Annotated in this window: 15 protein-coding genes; 5 read left to right on the top strand and 10 right to left on the bottom strand. The window is 64.0% G+C overall.

Annotated elements, in window-relative coordinates; translation table 11 throughout:
- Window positions 1-47: 47 nt before the first annotated feature.
- Window positions 48-377, top strand: a complete 330-nt coding sequence (gene trxA / locus KSAC_RS08245) for a thioredoxin TrxA (RefSeq protein WP_102325441.1) — start codon at window positions 48-50, stop codon at window positions 375-377.
- Window positions 378-401: 24 nt separating this feature from the next.
- Here the strand turns inward: trxA and hpnK are convergent, their stop codons facing one another.
- From hpnK to dxs, 5 genes are all read right to left on the bottom strand, one after another.
- Entirely contained in the window at window positions 402-1,256 is an 855-nt protein-coding gene (gene hpnK / locus KSAC_RS08240) for a hopanoid biosynthesis-associated protein HpnK (RefSeq protein WP_110547313.1), read from the bottom strand.
- A gap of 78 nt (window positions 1,257-1,334) precedes the next feature.
- A complete protein-coding gene (hpnJ, locus tag KSAC_RS08235) occupies window positions 1,335-2,759 on the bottom strand; it encodes a hopanoid biosynthesis associated radical SAM protein HpnJ (protein ID WP_102325443.1) in 1,425 nt (474 codons plus the stop codon).
- 106 nt (window positions 2,760-2,865) lie between these two features.
- On the bottom strand, window positions 2,866-4,044 hold the full coding sequence (gene hpnI / locus KSAC_RS08230; protein ID WP_110547314.1) for a bacteriohopanetetrol glucosamine biosynthesis glycosyltransferase HpnI: 1,179 nt from the start codon (window positions 4,042-4,044) through the stop codon (window positions 2,866-2,868).
- A gap of 63 nt (window positions 4,045-4,107) precedes the next feature.
- Entirely contained in the window at window positions 4,108-4,770 is a 663-nt protein-coding gene (locus KSAC_RS08225; RefSeq protein WP_132305062.1) for an ABC transporter substrate-binding protein, read from the bottom strand.
- A complete protein-coding gene (gene dxs / locus KSAC_RS08220) occupies window positions 4,767-6,782 on the bottom strand; it encodes a 1-deoxy-D-xylulose-5-phosphate synthase (protein ID WP_373280094.1) in 2,016 nt (671 codons plus the stop codon). Before dxs ends, KSAC_RS08225 begins: the two co-directional genes overlap by 4 nt.
- Window positions 6,783-7,234: 452 nt before the next feature.
- Between dxs and hpnH the strand changes: the two genes are divergently transcribed.
- On the top strand, window positions 7,235-8,416 hold the full coding sequence (gene hpnH / locus KSAC_RS08215) for an adenosyl-hopene transferase HpnH (protein WP_102325447.1): 1,182 nt from the start codon (window positions 7,235-7,237) through the stop codon (window positions 8,414-8,416).
- Between the two features lie 135 nt (window positions 8,417-8,551).
- Window positions 8,552-9,841, top strand: a complete 1,290-nt coding sequence (locus KSAC_RS08210; RefSeq protein ID WP_102325448.1) for a hemolysin family protein — start codon at window positions 8,552-8,554, stop codon at window positions 9,839-9,841.
- 77 nt (window positions 9,842-9,918) lie between these two features.
- Here the strand turns inward: KSAC_RS08210 and KSAC_RS08205 are convergent, their stop codons facing one another.
- Both KSAC_RS08205 and KSAC_RS08200 read right to left on the bottom strand, forming a co-directional pair.
- Window positions 9,919-11,901 (bottom strand): lytic transglycosylase domain-containing protein, encoded by a 1,983-nt coding sequence (locus KSAC_RS08205; protein WP_102325449.1) that lies wholly within the window; start codon window positions 11,899-11,901, stop codon window positions 9,919-9,921.
- A 181-nt stretch (window positions 11,902-12,082) separates the two neighbouring features.
- A complete protein-coding gene (locus tag KSAC_RS08200; protein WP_207918665.1) occupies window positions 12,083-12,937 on the bottom strand; it encodes a uracil-DNA glycosylase in 855 nt (284 codons plus the stop codon).
- Between the two features lie 105 nt (window positions 12,938-13,042).
- On the opposite strand from KSAC_RS08200, the gene KSAC_RS08195 reads away from it, so the two are divergent.
- Both KSAC_RS08195 and KSAC_RS08190 read left to right on the top strand, forming a co-directional pair.
- Window positions 13,043-14,881, top strand: coding sequence for a tetratricopeptide repeat protein (locus tag KSAC_RS08195; protein ID WP_243705151.1), 1,839 nt, complete (start codon window positions 13,043-13,045; stop codon window positions 14,879-14,881).
- Window positions 14,881-15,807 (top strand): 4-(cytidine 5'-diphospho)-2-C-methyl-D-erythritol kinase, encoded by a 927-nt coding sequence (locus KSAC_RS08190; protein WP_132305058.1) that lies wholly within the window; start codon window positions 14,881-14,883, stop codon window positions 15,805-15,807. Before KSAC_RS08195 ends, KSAC_RS08190 begins: the two co-directional genes overlap by 1 nt.
- Before the next feature lie 38 nt (window positions 15,808-15,845).
- Here the strand turns inward: KSAC_RS08190 and KSAC_RS08185 are convergent, their stop codons facing one another.
- The 3 genes from KSAC_RS08185 to KSAC_RS08175 all read right to left on the bottom strand — a co-directional run bounded on the left by KSAC_RS08185 (window position 15,846) and on the right by KSAC_RS08175 (window position 19,293).
- Window positions 15,846-16,832: an SDR family oxidoreductase gene (locus tag KSAC_RS08185; protein WP_110546997.1), complete on the bottom strand. Its 987-nt coding sequence runs from the start codon at window positions 16,830-16,832 to the stop codon at window positions 15,846-15,848.
- A 151-nt stretch (window positions 16,833-16,983) separates the two neighbouring features.
- On the bottom strand, window positions 16,984-17,562 hold the full coding sequence (locus tag KSAC_RS08180) for a YqaA family protein (protein ID WP_102325454.1): 579 nt from the start codon (window positions 17,560-17,562) through the stop codon (window positions 16,984-16,986).
- 177 nt (window positions 17,563-17,739) lie between these two features.
- Window positions 17,740-19,293, bottom strand: coding sequence for an ATP-binding protein (locus tag KSAC_RS08175; RefSeq protein ID WP_102325456.1), 1,554 nt, complete (start codon window positions 19,291-19,293; stop codon window positions 17,740-17,742).
- Between the last annotated feature and the right edge of the window lie 5 nt (window positions 19,294-19,298).

Here is a 19,298-nt window from a genome sequence, read left to right as displayed (position 1 = left end):
TAGGATCAAGGGGGTGGCTTCATGCCACCGCAAAGGAGAAATAAGTGATGAGCGAAAACACGATTGCCGTCAGCGATGACCAGTTCAAGAAGCTTGTTCTGGAATCCAAGGAACCCGTTCTGGTCGATTTCTGGGCGGAATGGTGCGGGCCGTGCAAGATGATCGCCCCCGCGCTGGATGAAATCGGGGCGGAAGGCAAGGGCAAGCTGACCGTGGCCAAGGTCAACATTGATGAAAATCCCCGCACGCCCAACGATTACGCCGTGCGTGGCATCCCGACCCTGATCCTGTTCAAGAATGGTGCGCCGGTAGCGACCCAGACGGGTGCGATGCCCAAGAGCCAGCTCAAGGCATGGGTGCAGAGCAACATCGGCTGAGCCGATGGGATGTGGCCTGCGTCCCTAGCGGGCGCGGGCTACGTCCGTCCATGTTGTGGGTGTGGCGCCCGCATGCGCCAGTCCCGAGCGGAAACCCGGCGCGCAGAGCGTGCGGAATTCCGCTTCATGCTCATAGGTGGGCATGAGTTTCTGAAGCAGTTTATTCTTTGCCGTGGCCGGGTGGAAATAGATTTCCGACAGGCCATCGGGCAGGTGCGCGGCAAGGGCCGAGACACGGTCGGTGGTCATGTGACCACTCCATGCCAGTCCGAAGCACCAGTCATTCGTAACCATGCCCGCTTTGTGTAGCTGGTGGCGCAGCAGACCCGTCCAGCGGCGCAGCGCGGCATCGCCCAGCGTGTCGGTATAGGTTCCGGCGGCATACAGGGGCTTGGGTGGTTCCAGTGGCACGCGCACCGCGCGCAGCCCGTAACGCAATCCGCTTTCAATCAGGTAATGCCCCACGGTGGGATGCAGGTGCATGTGCTTGTGGGCATTGGCATGGTCCAACGCGAGTCCCGTTGCGGCAAAGGCGCGGAACTGGGCTTCGATCTCGGCGGCGAGTTCGCGGCGCACGGCGGGACGGAAAAAATACTCCACACCCAGCTTCAACTGGTCGGAGGGGAACTGCCCGTCCTGCGGCACCAGCAGCGGAATGTCGGCAGGGGGCAGGGTGGCCGGTCCCTCGATTGCAACCAGATGCAGCCCCACGCGCAGGTCCGGCAGTTTTTTGGCCCGGCGCACGGCGTCGGCTGCGGCGGGGCCGGACACCATGAGGCTCGCGGTCGACAGCAGCCCGTCCCGATGGGCGATCTCGATCGCCTCGTTGACTTCTTCGGACAGGCCGAAATCATCGGCGGATATGATGACGCGCTTCATGGTGGAAAACCGGGTGGCTTGAAAAAAGAAATGCCGGAACCCGAAGGTCCCGGCATGGGATAACGCAGACTGGCCGGATCAGGCGGCGCGGCGTTCGCGCAGGAACTGGAAGAACTCCACCCCTTCGCGCAGGCGGCGCTTCATCATCTGCGGGCTGCGGACCATCTCGTTCAGGATCGACATGATCTTGGGCGCACGGAAATAGAACTTCCGGTAGAATTCTTCCACGCTCTGGAAGATTTCGGTGTGCGACAGGTGCGGGTAGTGCAGCGGTGCGATCTGCACGCCGTTATCGTCGATCAGTTCGGCATTCTTTTCATCCAGCCAGCCATTCTCGGTCGCCTGCTGGTGCAGGAACGTGCCGGGATAGGGCGCCGCGAGCGAGACCTGCAGCGTGTGCGGGTTGATCTCGGTGGCGAAGCGGATGGTTTCCTGAATGGTTTCCTTCGTCTCGCCCGGCAGGCCGAGGATGAAGGTGCCATGGATCTTGATGCCGAGTTCGTGGCAGTTCTTGGTGAACTCACGCGCCGTTTCGACGCGCATGCCCTTCTTGATGTTGTGCAGGATCTGCTGGTTGCCGCTTTCGTAACCGACCAGCAGCAGGCGCAGGCCGTTGGCCTTCAGCACTTCCAGCGTCTTGCGGGGTACATTCGCCTTGGCGTTGCACGACCACGTCACACCCAGCTTGCCCAGTTCCTTGGCGATCGCTTCCGCGCGCGGCAGGTCATCGGTGAAGGTGTCGTCGTCGAAGAAGAATTCCTTCACCTGCGGGAAATACTGCTTGGCCAGACGGATTTCCGCCGCCACATGCTCGGGGCTGCGGGTGCGGTAGTGGTGGCCACCCACCGTCTGCGGCCACAGGCAGAAGGTGCAGCGCGACTTGCAGCCACGGCCCGTATAGATCGAAATATACGGGTGCATCAGGTAACCGATGAAGTAATCTTCAATCTTCAGGTCACGCTTGTACACTTCGGTCACGAACGGCAGGCTGTCCATGTCCTCGATCATCGCGCGGTCGCGGTTATGGACGATCTTGCCATCCGCATCGCGCCAGGAGATGCCATCGACATCCTTCCAGTCGCGGCCTTCCGCCATTTCCTTGATGGTGAAGTCGAATTCGTTGCGCGCCACGAAGTCGACCGGCGGGGCGTTGAGCAGGCTTTCTTCCGGCTGGACGGCAACCTTGGCGCCAACCATGCCGATCTTCACCTTCGGGTTCGCGTCCTTGAGCATCTGGGCCACGCGCACATCTGACGCAAAGGACGGGGTGGAGGTGTGCATGATGACCAGGTCACGGTTGCGCACGTCTTCCAGAATGGGCTCCATGCCCATGCGCGCGGGCGGTGCGTCAATCAGGCGGCTGCCCTCGACCATGGCGGCGGGCTGCGCCAGCCATGTCGGATACCAGAACGACTTGATTTCCCGCTTGGCCTGATAGCGGGAACCGGCTCCGCCATCGAATCCATCAAACGAAGGCGGCTGGAGAAAGAGGGTCTTCATCATGCTACGCGTATCCTCGGGTTCTGGCGGGGAACGGGGTTCCCTTAATACCCGTTCTTATTAACGACAGGGTTGGTATCTTACGGCAGTCTGGCCTGCCGGCGGGGGGTCAGTCACCGGGGGAAGCCGGCTGGGATCGTGGTGTCATAACCGAATGTGGCGTGACATGCATCGTCTGTCCGCGCCAGGCAACCCGTGTGCCTGTAACGCTGCCAACCATCACGGCGGCCGAGATCCAGTCCCGCAGGGGCAGCAGCAGTAATGGCAGCAGGCTGCGTTGCGCCAGCGTCCGGTCCAGGATGAAGGAACATACTGCCCGCCATCCCCACACACCAAGGAAGAAAAACCATGTCCAGGACGCATGTGGCGCCAGTACCATGGCGACAGTGGCCCAGAACAGGGGAAGCTGGATGGCCGATGCGGCGTAGCCCACCGGTTCCAGTGTCTTGACGGTCCGGCCCCAGCGCAGTTCATGCGCCAGCACCTCCCGCATTGAGGTCTCGCCCACCGTCGTCCATGTCATGCACGCGGCGATGGCGATATCCTTGCCCTGTTCACGGACATAGCGGCCCAGGATCGCATCATCGGCCACATGCGGTACAAGGGCGGCAAGGCCACCGATCTTCTCCAGCATGGACCGCCGCAGCGCCATGGTCGCACCAAGACAGTCCTGCCGCCCGAGATAGCGCGACAGCATCACGCCGGGCAGGAAGTTGTGGTTGATCTGGCACGCGGCCAGCAGGCGCGGCACGCTGGATGATGCCGGAAGCCCGGCATACAGCGTGGTGACCAGCCCTACATCGGGCGGTACCAGCGCGCCGACCACGTGACGCAGGTAGTCGGGGGCGACGTGGATATCCGAATCGGAAATGACCAGCACATCATGTTCCACGCAGGTCATGATGTTGATCAGGTTGCCGATCTTGCGGTTGACGCCATGGAAGGTGGGATCGATCACCAGTTTCATGGGCACGTCCGGATGGCGTTCCATCAGGCGGCGCACGATCGGTATGGCGGCATCGTTTTCGTCCTGCACGCCAAAGACGATCTGCATGTGCGGATAGTCCTGCGTACAGAAGCTTTCAAGCGCCTCCTCCAGCAGCGGTTCGTCGCCGTGGAGGGGCTTGAGCACGGAGACCGGTGGCATGGGCACCGACCGGTCCACCCGTTTTTCCTGCCAGCGGAAACGCGAGACCAGAAAAGTGCCTAGCGCTGCCTGCATGCACCCGGCGGCCGCAATGGTTGCGGCCAGTCCGGCGGGTGAAACAAGAGCGTTGAAAACAGACATTATCTTTCCGGCAAGGTCCCGCGTATGGAGCGAATCAGAAAACGGTATCGGAGAGTTGTGATATCACTCTTCCGAGAATCTCTGGATCTTCTTCTTTAACAGATCCGTCAGTTTCTGCACATTGCCACCCGCCAGCGCGGAACTGAAATCGGCGCGCTGGGCCGCGACCTGGCTGATATGGGCGTTGAGCAGCACGTCAACGATCTGCCATCCCTTCGCACCGGAACGCATGACGTAGTTGATTTCCGTGCCGTTCGGGTCATCGGAGGAGCCGATTCGTGTTATAACAATGCGCTCCCCATCCACGGGGGAAGCTGTCACGCCGGGATCGATGGTGAAGCGCGCGTCGCTGCCCGGCTTGAAGCTGGAGACGTAGCGGGCGATCGTGAACTGGCGGAACGTGGACAGCAGAAGCTGCTTCTGGTCATCGGGCAGCCCGGCATAGCGGGGGCCGACGGAGGAGGCGAGCACGGCCTGCATGTCATATGCGCGGTCGATGGCGGGGGCCAGTACCTGCGCGCGCTGTTCGAACGAACCGGCGTTCTTGGCCTGAATCCGGTCAAGCGCCGCATATAGCGACTTGATCGGTTCCTGCACCTGCGCGTCGGTCGCGCTGGCGGCATGGGCCACGTTGATGGGGAAGACGGCCGGAATGACGGGCGCCGCCATAAGCCCGGCGCAGAGCGCCAGCGATGTGGTTTTCAGGACATATTTCATAATGTTCATGATTTCGGTCCGTTTGCTGTCTTTAGCAAGGGCTGCGTCATGCTGATTCCGACACCCAGCGCATCAAGGGCGGTATTGGTGATTGCCGCCGCATCCAGCCCTGCCTCGATATATTGCGCATCCTGCGTGTTGTGGTCGATGAAGCGGTCGGGCAGGGTCATGGGGCGGAAGCGGACACGGTCGAGCAGGCCGGTTTTCGCCAGATGCGTCATGACATAGGACCCGAAGCCACCGACCGATCCTTCCTCGATCGTGATCAGCACGGCGTGGTTACGCGCAAGCTGTTCGATCAGGGCGGTATCCAGCGGCTTGGCGAAGCGGGCATCCGCCACCGTGGGCGACAGGCCCTGGGCTGCAAGCATGTCGGCGGCCTTCAGCGCCTCGGCCAGACGCGGGCCAAGCGACAGGATGGCGATGCCGCCCTGTTCCGGCCCGGACTGGCGGCTCATTTCCCGCACGATCCGGCCCCGCCCGATCTCGAGGATCTCGCCCGCCGCGGGCAGGTCGAGGCCCAGCCCGTTGCCACGCGGATAGCGCAGCCCGATCGGGCCTTCGTCAAACGCGACCGCGGTCGCGGTCATGTGCAGCAGTTCCAGTTCGGTGCTGGGCGCCATCAGCGTGATGCCCGGCAGGCAGCCCAGATAGGCGATGTCGAACGACCCCGCATGGGTCGCGCCATCGGCGCCCACCAGCCCCGCGCGGTCGATGGCGAAACGCACCGGCAGCTTCTGCAGCACCACGTCATGCATCACCTGATCATAGGCGCGCTGCAGGAAGGTGGAATAGATGGCGCAGAACGGGCGCAGTCCCTCGGTCGCCATGCCTGCGGCAAAGGTCACGGCATGCTGTTCGGCAATGCCGACATCAAAGAAGCGGTCGGGATAGGCTTTTGCAAACTTGTCCAGACCCGTGCCCGACGGCATCGCGGCGGTGACGGTGACGATCCTGTCGTCGGTCGCGGCCTGACGGACCAGTTCCCTGGCGAAGACGGACGTATAGCTCGGCGGCCCGGCCGGGCCTTTCTTCTGCTCGCCGGTCACGACGTTGAATTTGGAGACGGCGTGATACTTGTCGCCCGCCGATTCGGCCGGCGTATAGCCATGGCCCTTCTCGGTGATCACATGCAGCAGCACGGGGCCGACATCTTCCGCGTCGCGCAGGTTGCGCAGGATGTGGACAAGCTGGTTCATGTCATGCCCGTCCACGGGGCCGACATAATAGAAGCCCAGTTCCTCGAACAGCGTGCCGCCGGTCATGATGCCGCGCGCGTATTCATCCGCCTTCTTCGCCGTGCGTTCCAGACGGCCCGGCAGGCGTTTGGCCATCTTGCCCGCCAGTTCACGCAGGGACAGGAACTTGCGCGAGGACATGAGCCGCGACAGGTAGCTCGACATCGCGCCGACCGGCGGGGCGATGGACATTTCGTTGTCGTTGAGCACCACGATCAGGCGCTCGGCGCCGGGACCGCAATGCGAGGCGTTGTTCATCGCCTCATACGCCATGCCCGCCGAGATCGAGCCATCGCCGATCACCGCAATCACGTTGCGCTCGCGGTAGGAGGGGTCTTCCTCCGCGCGCAGGTGATGGGCGACGGCCATGCCGAGGCCCGCGGAAATGGAAGTCGAGGAGTGGGCGGCGCCAAACGGGTCGTATTCGCTCTCGCTGCGGCGGGTGAAGCCCGAAAGCCCGCCCGGCTGGCGCAGGGTGCGGATGCGCTCACGCCGCCCGGTCAGGATCTTGTGCGGATAGGCCTGGTGGCCGACATCCCAGATCACCCGGTCATCGGGCGTGTCGAACACGGCATGCAGCGCCACCGTCAGTTCAACCACGCCCAGCGACGCGCCCAGATGCCCGCCCGTGGTGGACACCGCGTCGATCGTTTCCGACCGCAGTTCATCCGCCAGTTGCTTTAACTGCTCCACCGAAAGGTTGCGCATGTCATGCGGCGCGCGCACCCGGTCAAGCTGCGCATAGCGCCCAAGGGTCGGAATCGCGGGTTTGGGCTGGTCCATGATGTTCGCGTCCATTGTTCTGTGTCGACCCTTCCCCCATATGATGGGGAGGAACCGACCCGGTTTTCGGTTGGCCCGTCCGCCCCGGTCTGATGGGGCCGGACAGGGCTGCCCCGGCGGCGATGAATGGCGGCTCATGGCATGAAAACCATGGCGACCGTAGCGTAATCGGGCTGTGTTACTCCGGTTAAGCGTGCAAATACAGTCTCTAATTCCCTGACTGTTGTTAATTGGCCACACCGAAGGCGATAGCAATTGAATACAGGATGGTTTCTGTCCTATACCCTCGCGAAAGGCTTCATGTGTCGTACAAGTCCGCAACCTCGGCATGCTCTGGATGCACGGCTGGGTAAGGTTGGACTTGTTTTCTCGTGGGTGGATGTGTCCATAGTCCGCCTACCAGACTTGGAATATGTAACCGGCGGTTGAGCCGGTGCAGGAGCAGAGGTTTCATGGCCGTTCCTATTATGCAGGCAGTCCGCGTGGGCGCCTATGTTGTCAAGCAGCATATCACGCGGCGTAAACGTTATCCGCTCGTGCTTATGCTCGAGCCCTTGTTCCGCTGTAACCTGGCCTGCGCCGGGTGCGGCAAGATCGACTATCCTGCCCAGATCCTCAATCAGCGCATGACCGTTCAGGAATGCCTTGATGCGGATACCGAGGCCGGTGCGCCGGTTATCGCCGTTGCTGGCGGTGAGCCGCTGCTGCACAAGGAAATGCCTGAGATCATCCGCGGGCTGACGGCGCGCAAGAAGTACGTGTACCTGTGCACGAACGCCCTTCTTCTGGAAAAGAAGATGGATGATTACGAGCCGGGTCCGTTCTTCTCGTGGGACGTGCATCTGGATGGTGATCCGGCAATGCATGATGCATCCGTCTGTCAGGACGGTGTGTACGAGCGTGCCGTAGCCGCCATCAAGAAGGCCAAGGCGCGCGGTTTCCGCGTTTCGATCAACTGCACCCTGTTCGACGGTGCCGATCCCAAGCGCGTCGCCGCCTTCTTTGATGAAGTGATGGCCATGGGCGTCGATGGCATCATGACCGCGCCGGGCTATGCCTATGAGCGTGCGCCGGATCAGGAACACTTCCTGAACCGTCAGAAGACGAAGCAACTGTTCCGCGACATTTTCCGTCTGGGCAAGGGCAAGAAGTGGCGCTTCACGCAGTCGCCGCTGTTCCTGAACTTCCTTGCGGGTAACGAGCAGTATCACTGCACCCCGTGGGGCAAGCCGCTGCGTAACGTCTTTGGCTGGCAGCGTCCGTGCTACCTGCTGGGTGAAGGCTACGCCAAGAGCTTTGACGAGCTTATGTCCGATACCGAATGGGATGCCTACGGTACCGGCAATTACGAAAAATGCGCCGACTGCATGGTCCATTCGGGCTATGAATCGACTGCGGTTATGGATGCCGTCCGTCGCCCCTGGCACATTGCCAAGGTCGCCCTTTTCGGTCCCGAGACGGAAAAGCCGATGGCGCCCGAAATCTCGCTCGAAAACCAGCGTCCGGCGGAATACATGTTCACCCAGCATGTCGATGCCAAGATGGAAGAACTCGCGGCCCGCAAGAAGCCTGCGGCTGCGCCGCGCGTGAACCGCGTATCCGCACCCGTGGAAACGGCGGACGCGGCGGACTGATCTTCCGGCGGGGATTATCCTGTGTAACCGGATCGGGAAAAGGCGGGGCTTCGGCTCCGCCTTTTCTTTTGCGTGCAGGCCCATGCGCAGGGAACTGTGCCAGCCGGGGCAATTATGCTGTAGGATCGTGGGATCATGCTTGTCTCACTGATTGTCATATTATGCCTCGTTCTGCTCAACGGGCTTTTTGCCATGGGCGAACTGGCCCTTATTTCCGCCCGCCGCGCGCGGCTGGCCATTCTGTCACGCGACGGCACGGCAGGGGCTGACCGGGCGCTGAAGCTTGCGGGTGATCCGCAGAGTTTCCTGCCCACCGTCCAGATCGGCATGACCCTTGTCTCGATTCTGGAGGGCACCTTTGGCGGCAGCAGTATCGAAGCGGGGGTCAGCCACTGGCTGGCGCGGATTCCCGCCCTGCGGTCCATTGCCGATGAAGTCGCCATGCTGCTGGTGGTCAGCGCCATCACCGCCGTCATGCTGGTGCTGGGTGAACTGGTGCCCAAGCAGATCGCGCTGCGGCAGCCGGAACTGATCGCGGCCCGTCTGTCGCTCCTGCTGGAATGGATGGCGTGGGTGACGCGCCCGGTCGTGTGGCTTCTGGGGCGGTCTTCCGAACTGGTGCTGAAGATCATGGGAATCGGGGGGGCGATCCGCCAGTCCGTCTCGGTGGAGGAACTGCGCGCCTATATTGCCGAAGGGGCGCAGGCGGGCGTGCTGGAGCAGGAGGAGCGCGACATGATCGAGCGCCTGCTGCGTCTGGCCGAACGTCCCGTCCGCGCCATCATGACCCCACGCAACGAACTGTGCTGGGTGGAGCGGCATGTATCACGCGCGCAACTGCTCCAGATCCTGCGCTCCACCACCTATTCGCGCATCGTGGTGTGCGAGGGCGGGGTGGATAATCCCGTGGGCATCATTCTGGCCAAGGACATGCTGGACCGTTTTCTGGATGGCAAGAGCCCGTCGATCGAAATCGGGCTGCGCCATCCCATATCGGTCCCCGATACGCTGTCCGCCTTTGACATGCTGGAGCGGATGCGCGCTTCCTCGCTGGGGATGGCGCTGGTGCTGGATGAATATGGCTCGTTCGAGGGGATCGTGACGTCCTCCGACCTGTTCGGCGCGATCGTGGGTGAACAGCATGAGCCGGGCAATACGCCGCCGCAGCGTCTGGCGCTGGACAGCGTGCTAGTGCTGGACGGCTCCATGCCCGCCGATGAGGTCAAGGACCGTCTGGGCCTGTCCGATCTTCCGGCGGAAGGCAGTTACCACACGCTGGCCGGCCTGATTCTGGCCCTGCTGCGCCGTGTGCCTGCCCGTGGCGACAAGGTGGTGTTTTCGGGCTGGCTGTTCGAGGTGCTGGAAATGGAAGGCCGCCGCGTGGTGCGGGTGCAGGCCAGCCGCCAGCTTCTTGCCGAGAACTGAAGTCGGCCCATTGACAAAAAGGGGGTGCATCCAGCCCGGATGCACCCCCTTTTTTTACAGCCATACGACCGTCATTATCAGTGAATGGTGTGGCCTGCGTGTCCGCTCATGGCGACTTCCGCGCCGAAAGCGGGCCATTCATTTTTCGCCAGTGTCTCAAGCGACGGCGCCGCCAGACCCAGTCGGTCGGCATAGATCCACAGATAGGTGAAGGCGCGGCGGACATAATCGCGCGTTTCGTTATTGGGCAGGCTTTCGATATACAGCAGCGGATCTTCATCCTCATCCATCGTCGCACTCCGGCGCGAAATGGCGGACGGACCGGCGTTATAGCTGGCCAGCATACGGATCATGTCGCCACCCGGCGGGACATGCCTGCCATCGGCCTGCGTGGAAAGCTGCGCCAGATACAGCACGTAGCGCTGCCCGATATCGAGGTTCGTGGCGGGGTCATGCAGCGCGGCGGGGCGGCGGGTAAAGCGGTCCCTGTCATGCATGACAAACCCCGCCGTAACCGGCATCACCTGCATAAGCCCATGCGCGCCGGAGCCTGAAACCGCATTGCTGTCGAAATTGGATTCAAGCCGCGTCAGGGCATAGATCAGAGCAGGGTCCATCCGGAAGCCATGCTCGGGCTGCAGCGGGGGCAGGGGGAAGCGGGCATCATGCGTGCTGTGCTCGCTTTCATTGGTGTCCATCAGCATGATCATCTGGGCTGACAGGCTTTTCATGCCCATGGCATCCGCCACCATCTGCGTGGAATGGCACAGGGCGGCGTCGTTCTGGATGTCAGGCCACATGCGGCGCAGCGTTGCTTCCGCCCGGTCACGCTCACCCACCTGCAACAGGGCGAAGGCGCGTCGCCCTGCAGGGGTGGCGGCTACCGCCTCTATGTCGATTTCCCCCAGTACGGGGCTGCCTGCGTGAACAGGCTGCTGGTCCGTGGCAAGGGTAAGGGGGGCCTCCGTCCCGATGGTGTCGGGTGTATGGGCCGGGCGACCGGCTGACGTGCGCAGGCCCAGTATCTGGGACGCAAGCTGGCCGTAGAATGTATGGGGTGCCGCCGCCGCGCGGTGCAGCCATGGTGAATAGGCCGCGACATCACCCGTGGTCTGGTGGGCGCGGGCGGCCCAGTAGGCTGCCCCCGCACGGATGCCGCCGGGTGTCAGCGGTGCGCGGGACGCGGCTTCAAACAGGGGTTCGGCGGCGTCGGGCCGTCCCTGCCGCCACGCGGCCAGACCGGCGACGTAACCCGCAAGTCCCAGCCGCTGGCCCGATTTTGCAAAGGCGTCGCGGGCAATGGACAGCGCAAGCCTGTTTTCACCGGCGCTGAACATCGTCATGGCGATTTCCGCCTGAAGATGGGCGGCGTACAGGTCGTTCATCCCCGGCGTGATGGCGATCAGGTGCAGGGCGCTGCGCGCGCCCTTGGGCCCCTGTGCCGCGCGTTCGCGCACGGTATGGTCAAGCAGGCTGTTGCGCGTGAAGACCCGCAGGGAGGGATCGTCCTCCTCCGGCAGGTGGATATGGGGCGGCGGATGGCTGCTGTTGCTGTCCAGCGCGTTGCGGGCCGGTGCGGGGGGCAGCGGGCCGCCCCGGTTCGGCATGGCGGCCAGCATGGAATAGATGGCCGGTGAATCCGCAAGGCCCGAGAACGTGCGCAGCCACAGGCGCAACTGCCCCGCATCGGCATGATAGGCGGGGTTAAGATAGCGCGCGGCCAGAATGTCGCCCAGCAGGGTGTCATCATGGATGGCGGCGGTTTCGCGGATGGCGGCGTCGAACTGGCCGTCGGCCTGAAGTTTGAAGACCCGGCGGATGCGGCTCACGTCATCAGGGGACAGGGGACGCGGCGCCCCGGCGTTACCATGTGCGGGCAGGCGTGGAAGGGCGAGTGCCGTTTCCTCGTTATGGTCACCGGCGGGAGCCGGATCCTGATCCGTCGCCCTGGCTTCCACTGTTTGGGCACGCAGCGGCGCGAACGCCGCCCCTGCCAGAAATGCCGCACCGGCCAGAAAAGCCGTTACCGCATGATGGGGGGTATTGGTTGTCCCTCGCATAGCGGTGGGGATGTAGGCGCAATGCAGATGGAAAGCAATAGCCAGCCCCGATTGCAGCCGTCAATAAGTGTTCAGAACAGATGGGAATGCAGGATGTAACAGCGGGAAACATACAGGAAATGCGGAATGAATACCTGCTTTTCTGTAGGCTAATATCCCGGAAACATTATGCTATTACGCTTTATGGCACGGCAGATACACTCTCCAGTGTTTCGCGTATCATCAGCATGTCTTTCCATGCATCGCGTCGGGCTGTGGCACTCGCGCGCAACTGCAACGGATGGCGCATGGGCAGGGCCTGCACGCCGTGTGTGGCGGCCGGGTCCGCCGGGTCGGCGGGCAGGGTGATTTCCCGCCAGCGGCCCCGCATGCGCGCGGCGGTCGTGCGCTGGTTCAGCAGGATGGAAACCGGCAGGTTCCCCATCAGGATCACCCGTCCGGGACGGGCCAGCGTGATGGCGCGCTGGATGAAGGGCAGGCAGATCCGTGTCTCGGCGGCGGAAGGGGGGCGTCCACCGGGTGGCCGCCATGGAATGACGGGGGCCACCAGCATGCTGGCGCGGTCGGTGCCGATGCTGGCGAACATGGTGCTGACCAGCGCCCCGCTTTCCCCCGCGAAGGGGTGGCCGCTGCGGTCCTCGTCCTCGTCGGGGGCTTCGCCAATCAGCATGAGGGGGGCGTTGGCCGGTCCTTCCACAAAAACGCTGTGGGTTGCGGTGTCGCGCAGGCCGCATTCGCCAAAACCGCGTATGGCGGCATGCAGTTCCTCCAGCGTCCGGGCCGCCTGTGCTGCCCCGCGTGCCGCCGCGACCGCCTGATCGATGGCGCTTGCCGTCCCGCGCGGGGGAAGGGCGGGCCGGGATGGGTGATTTTTATGTCCATTCCCCCGGTCTGGCTGTATGGGGATGGACTGGGTAGGCGGGGCCGCGTGGTGTATCGTGGCCGGGTGCGCCATCCGGTCATGCGGGTGGATATCCAGCGCGTCATCGGCGCCCCACTCCACATACAGACGCAACAGGGTCATGGAATCAGTCATCGGATGGATATACCCCGTACCGACACAGGTAATGCAAAGACGCGCCAGCCCGCCTTCGGGCGCGGGATTTGGCAGCGGACGCCGCACGCGGTAGATTCTGGCGTCATGCTCTTACCTCGTCTGTCACGCATGGTCGTGGCCTCCCTTGTTGTACCGCTCCTGACCGGGATTCCCAACCGGGAAATGCGGGCCGCCACGCCGGATGACGCCATTGTCCGGGCCGGGCAGCAGGATCTGGCCACGAACCTGCTGGTCGGCAGCGTTGCCGCCAGCGAGGGCGATAACGCGCAGGCGGCCCGCGCGTTCGGCACCGCCGCCCGTCTGGCGCCGAATTTCAGCCTGTTCAGCGAACGGGCGTTTTTCTACAGCATTCTGGCGGGCAGCCCTGAAGCCGGGGCGCTCGCCCCCGCGCAGCCGCCCGGCGTCATGCCGGAACTGGCCATGGGCAACGCGGCGGCGCTGGCGGGTAAATGGGATGACGCGGTAACCCATTACGTCAAGGCCCCGTCCGACCAGATCATGGGCCTGCTGCGCCCGCTGCTGCACGCCTGGGCGTTGCAGGGGGCGGGAAAGACGGATGAGGCGCTGGCGGTGCTTGAACCCGCGCGCATGGATCGCACACTGGGGGGATATTACACGCTGCATGCGGCGCTGATCGCGCAGCTTGGCGGGCGGCAGATGCGCGCCGACGTGCTGTTCGGGCAGTCCACCGGCATGGCGGGGGGCGACCTGTTCACCACGCTGGTCATGGCGCACTGGCTGGTATCGCAGGGGCGCGAGGCGGAAGCCAGGGCGCTGGTCAACCAGCGTATCGCCGGCATGCCGGTTCTGGAAACGGCGCGGGCCAACATCATGGCCATGATCCATCGCCCTGTGGTGACCCGTCCGGTGCAGGGACTGGCGCAGGCTTACGGTCTGGTTGCCCTGCTGATCGACCAGCAGCTTTATGCCCATGATGGCGCGGATGATGACCGCCAGCCTGATGCCGCCATGGAACTGGGCACGCTGCGGGGTACCGAGCAGATGATGCTGCGCATGGCGCTGCTGCTGGACCCGGCGGATTCGGAAGCGCGGATACTCCTGTCCTCCATGCTGCATGCACGCAAGCAGGACCGGCAGGCGCGTGAAGCGCTGGAGGGTGCACCCGCCGATGATCCCCTGCAGCCTGTCTACCGGACGGAACAGGCGGATCTGGACCTTGTCATGGGACACAAGGAACAGGCGGCGCAGGAACTGCGCGACCTGCTGCGGCAGGCGCCGGGCGACCGGATGCTGTGGTCCAGTCTTGGCGATGCGCTGCTGGACCAGCAGAAATGGGCCGAAGCCCTTGATGCCTACCAGCACGCCATCGCCCTGACGCCACACCGGCTGGAAGGCGATGACTGGCGGCTGCTGTTCGGCGAGGCCATAGCCCAGGAACGCCAGAACCACTGGCCGCAGGCACGCACCATACTCCAGCAGGCGCTCCAGCTTGCTCCCAACGAGCCGGACCTGCTGAACTACCTTGGCTATTCCATGGTCGAACACGGCGAAAACCCCGCTATGGCGGAAAGCTACCTGCGCCGCGCCCTCGCCCTTGCGCCATCCGACAACCAGATCCGCGATAGCGTGGGCTGGGTGCTGATGCGGCTTGGCCATGTGGCGGAAGGGCTGCCGCTGCTGGAACAGGCGGTCGAGCAGATGCCGCAGGACCCGGCCATCAATTACCATCTGGGCGTTGCCTACTGGATGGCCGGACGCAGGCTGGAAGCGGTGAATGAATGGCAGAACGCCATCCAGTTCCAGCCCGACCCGGAGGACAGGCGCAAGATCACGGCGGCGCTGGCCTATGCCACGGCGTGGAAGAATGGCGGCGTTTCGGCGGCGGGAGCGCTTCCGGCCGATCTCAGGCCGGCTGTGGCGCCCGCCTCCCCTTCATCCCACACGAATGGAACCCATCACTAATGTCTTCTGTGCACGAACTGGCCCATGCAAAGATCAATCTGTACCTGCATGTTACGGGACGGCGTGATGATGGCTATCACCTGCTGGACAGTCTTGCCGTCTTCGCGGGGGCGGCGGATGAACTGCGCCTGAGCCGGGGTGCGGGACTGGGCGGGCATGTGGACCTGCATATCGAAGGCACGTTTTCCCCCGGCCTGCGTGATGACAGCGCCGATAACCTGATCGTGCGTGCGGGCGCGCTGCTGCGCGAACATCTGGGGGCCGAGGCTGCGCGCCACCTGCCGGATGTGCGGATCGTGCTGCGCAAGGAACTGCCGGTGGCATCGGGTATTGGCGGTGGTTCGGCGGATGCGGCGGCGGCGTTGCGGCTGCTGCTGCGGGCGTGGAACCTGTCCATCCCCCGCGACGCCCTGATGGCGCTGGCGACCCGGCTGGGCGCGGACGTGCCGGTCTGTCTGGACCAGCTTTCCGCCCGGATGGAGGGAATCGGGGAGGAACTGTCACCCACTCCCACCCTGCCGCCCTGCGGCATGATTCTGGTCAATTGCGGGCAGAGCGTTTCCACCCCGCAGGTGTTCAGGACCCGTGCGCCGGTCTTCACGCCGCGTGCCAGCCTTCCCGCGCGCTGGGACACACTGGCGGATATGGTGCGCGACCTGTCGGAACAGACCAATGACCTGCAGGACGCGGCCTGCGCCATCTGCCCGGAAATCGCAACCGTCCTTGCCACCCTGCGTAACGCCCCCGGCTGTCGTCTGGCGCGCATGAGCGGTTCGGGGGCTACGTGCTACGCCCTGTTCGACAGTCCAGCGGCGGCACAGGCCGCGGGTGCGACGATCAGCCAGCCAGACTGGTGGGTATGGGCGGGCGATCTGTGCCGTAGCGGCGCACGGCTGGCGACTGCCGCCGATTCCCTGCACGCCTGAAAAAGGGGGCGGGGCGTGGGTATGGCGCCCCTGACCCGTCAGTGACGCCTGCGGCGCAGGGCGAACAGCACGAAACCCATGAACGCCGCCACGGTGGCGAACTGCGCATGACGGGTGGTCAGCAGCAGCGGCATGGCCTTGCGGGTGATCATGTCAAAACGGCCATGGGCGGCATAGGCGCCGGGCACCGTTTTGTACAGGTCATCGGGTTCATCACCCGTCACGGCCACCTTTTCCATCTGTCTGGCGTAGCCCTTGCCCGCCAGCCAGCGGTCCGACAGGCCCGGCACGAATGTGCTCAGCACCCAGTTCCGCACGCCCGACAGGCCCACCCAGATATCGCGTTCACGCCCGAACGCCGCGCGGCAGATGGCTTCGGCCGCGATTTCGGGTTCATAGACCGGTCCCATCGGCTTCAGGTGCTTGCCGGTATGGTTACGGGTCCATGAAAAGCGCGGCGTGTTGATCGCGGGCAGGTGGACCATGGCGATATGGATGCGGTCGCCATCATGCAGGATTTCGGGGCGCAGGCTTTCGGAAAACGCGCGCACGGCGGCACGCGCACCGTTTTCAACCGCCTGCAGCGGCGGCGGGCGCAGGCTTGCCAGCCGGTCAAGGTTGACGATGGTGCCATGTCCGCGCCTGCGCATCCGGGCCAGCGCCGCGCGGGTGCCGTTGACGGTGCCCAGATAGGTGACTTCCGTCGCGCGGCGGATTTCATCGGCGTCCAGTGCCGCGAGCTGTCCGGTTACGGTGGCCCCGGCGCAGTTGATCCACAGCGTGATGGGGCCAAGGACGTCCTCGATTTCCTCGGCGGCCTGCTCGACAGCCTTCGCATCGGCCACATCGGCGCAGGCGATATGGGTGCGGATGTTCAGTTCGCGCAGTTCGGCTGCCGCGTCGCCCAGCCGGTCGAGGTTACGACCGATCAGGGCGACATCGCACCCGGCACGGGCCAGTGTGCGTGCCGTGGCGCGACCGATACCCGCGCCCGCTCCGGTAATGACAGCAACCTGCTGCGGCATGAACTGTGCTCCCCACCATGGATAAATCGTCGATTGTCCAGGGGACCGGTATTGGCCCGCGCAGGACAGGATCAGGATGCGCCTACCCTATCACGGCCAGTTCGGCCCGAACACTGCCCGGCAGGCAGGCCGCGCCCGCCCTGTTCGCGGGTCAGATATATTTCAGGGCCAGTATGCCGCCCACCAGGGCCACGGCGAACATCGCGGCCACGACCGGCAGGCGGTTTTCAATAAAGTTCTGGATCGGCGCGCCAAAGCGGCGCAGCAGGACCGCCAGCAGGAAAAACCGCACCCCGCGCGTAATGGCGCAGGCGGCCAGAAACGGTAGCAGCGAAAGATGGGCCGCCCCGCTGGCGATGGTGACGAATTTGAACGGGATGGGCGTCAGCCCCTTGATCAGGATGATCCAGATGCCCCATTCGCGAAAGCGTTCCTGCAGGGACAGTAATGTATGTTCGGCATGATAGAGCCGCACGATGGGCATGGCGGCATATTCCAGCAGGAACGCGCCGATAACCCACCCCAGTACCGCGCCGCACACGCTGGCCGTCGTGCAGATGGCGGCAAGCCGGAATGCGCGGTCCCGGCGTGCCAGCACCATGGGGATCAGCATGATGTCGGGCGGCAGCGGAAAGAAACTGGCCTCGGCAAAGGCGATGATCGCCAGCCAGATAACGGCGTGCGGGCTGGCAGCCAGCGCAATGATACGGGCATACAGGCGATCAAGCATGATCTGGCAATGCCATTTCCCGCCAGCGTGCCGCAAGGACTTATTGCATGGTGGTTATCCGGACTTCACATATGACGTGAAATTGTACCCGATGGGCTGTCCGGTCCCCTTAGCGTCCACCTTTCTGCGCTTCTGGAACGCGGCATTCACCCTGGGGGCAGGTTCGGGAATCCCGGCCTAGCAGACAAGCGTTACGGTCACGCGCAGGCCATGGGGCTGGCGGTTGCCCAGCCGGATATCGCCGCCCAGTCCCCAGATGATGTTGCGCGAAATGGACAGGCCCAGCCCTGTTCCCCCGGTCTCACGGTTACGGCTCTGCTCGGCGCGGACGAAGGGGTCGAACATGCGTTCCAGATCTTCGGTCGGCAGTCCGGGGCCGTCATCCTCAATCAGGATGGTGACACGGGATTCATCCGCGTCTTCGCCTTCCCCTGGCCGGGGCGGCAACAGCACGATCTGCACGCCGCCACCGTATTTTATGGCGTTCGTGACCAGATTGCTCAGCGCGCGCTTGAGCGCCATGGGACGCGCGCGGACATGCACATCGGGCATTTCGGATACGAAGGCGATCCGGTCCGCCATGTCGGGACAGGTCTCGGCGGCTTCATCGGCGATTGTCTGCAGCAGGGCGGTCAGGTTGATCTGGCCCATCGGTTCACGCTGTGCGGCATCGCGGCCAAAGGCCAGGGTGGCAGCGACCATGGATTCAAGCTCATCAAGGTCGCTGAGCATCTTGGCCCGCATTTCGTCGTCTTCAACAAATTCGGCCCGCAGCTTCAGCCGTGTGATCGGGGTGCGCAGGTCATGGCCGATGGCGGTCAGCATAAGCGTGCGATCCATCAGGTAGCGGCGGATGCGGTGCGCCATGGTGTTGAAGGCATGGGCGGCGCGCGCCACTTCGCGTGGGCCATCCTCGGGCATGGGCGGCGCGTTTACATTGCGGCCCAGTTCCTCGGCGGCGGCGGCCAGCGTGCTGACCGGCGCGATCAGCCGGCGCACCCCCCACAGGATCAGGAGACCGCCCGTGAAGGTCATGATCAGGAATGCGATGGGAAAGGTGGGGGAACGGAACAGGCTGGGCCGGGGCTGGATGTAATGGATCGTGACCCAGCGCCGTTCATCGGGCAGCAGGAAGGCAATGGTGCGCCTGCGTCCCCTTGTATCGGGGGAGATCATCACCTGCTCGGGCCGCAGGGACTGGGGCAGGGGACCAAGCCCCGGGTCTCCATCGCCCGGACCATCAGGCCCGTCATGACCACCGGGGCCGAAGGGGGGATGGTCGTGCCGGTCGCCCTCGAATGGCATGTGGTCGTGCCAGTCTTCTTCGGGCGGGTGCATGCGGTGCGGCCCGTGTGGTGGCATGACCACCCCGTTGACCATGTCCGGCTCGGGGCCGGGGGTAAGGGTTATGGTGACCCCGGGTGGCAGGGGCAGGGCAGCGAGTTCCCGCGCCCGGTCGGACGGGGCGGTTTCCACAATGGCGCGGTAATAGGTAAAGACCTTGCTGCGCGCCTGCGCGTTTATCATGCGCTGGTCAAAATCGAACCTGTCCATGGCATGGATGGTCAGGCCGATGATCTGGATGACGCCAAGGCCGCCGATCAGCAGCAGCGTGGTGCGCGCGGCAAGGGATTGTGGCAGCAGGCGCCTGCGCAGGCGCTGCCACCAGCCCCCGGTGGGGGATGTTTCGGTTTTCTGTTCGGAAAGGAAGGACTGCGGGAAGGCAGACATGCGGA

This window comes from Komagataeibacter saccharivorans (assembly GCF_004348195.1).
Classification (GTDB): Bacteria; Pseudomonadota; Alphaproteobacteria; order Acetobacterales; family Acetobacteraceae; genus Komagataeibacter; species Komagataeibacter saccharivorans.
Note: the sequence above shows the minus strand (reverse complement) of the source record. Positions and strands in the feature narration are given on the sequence as shown.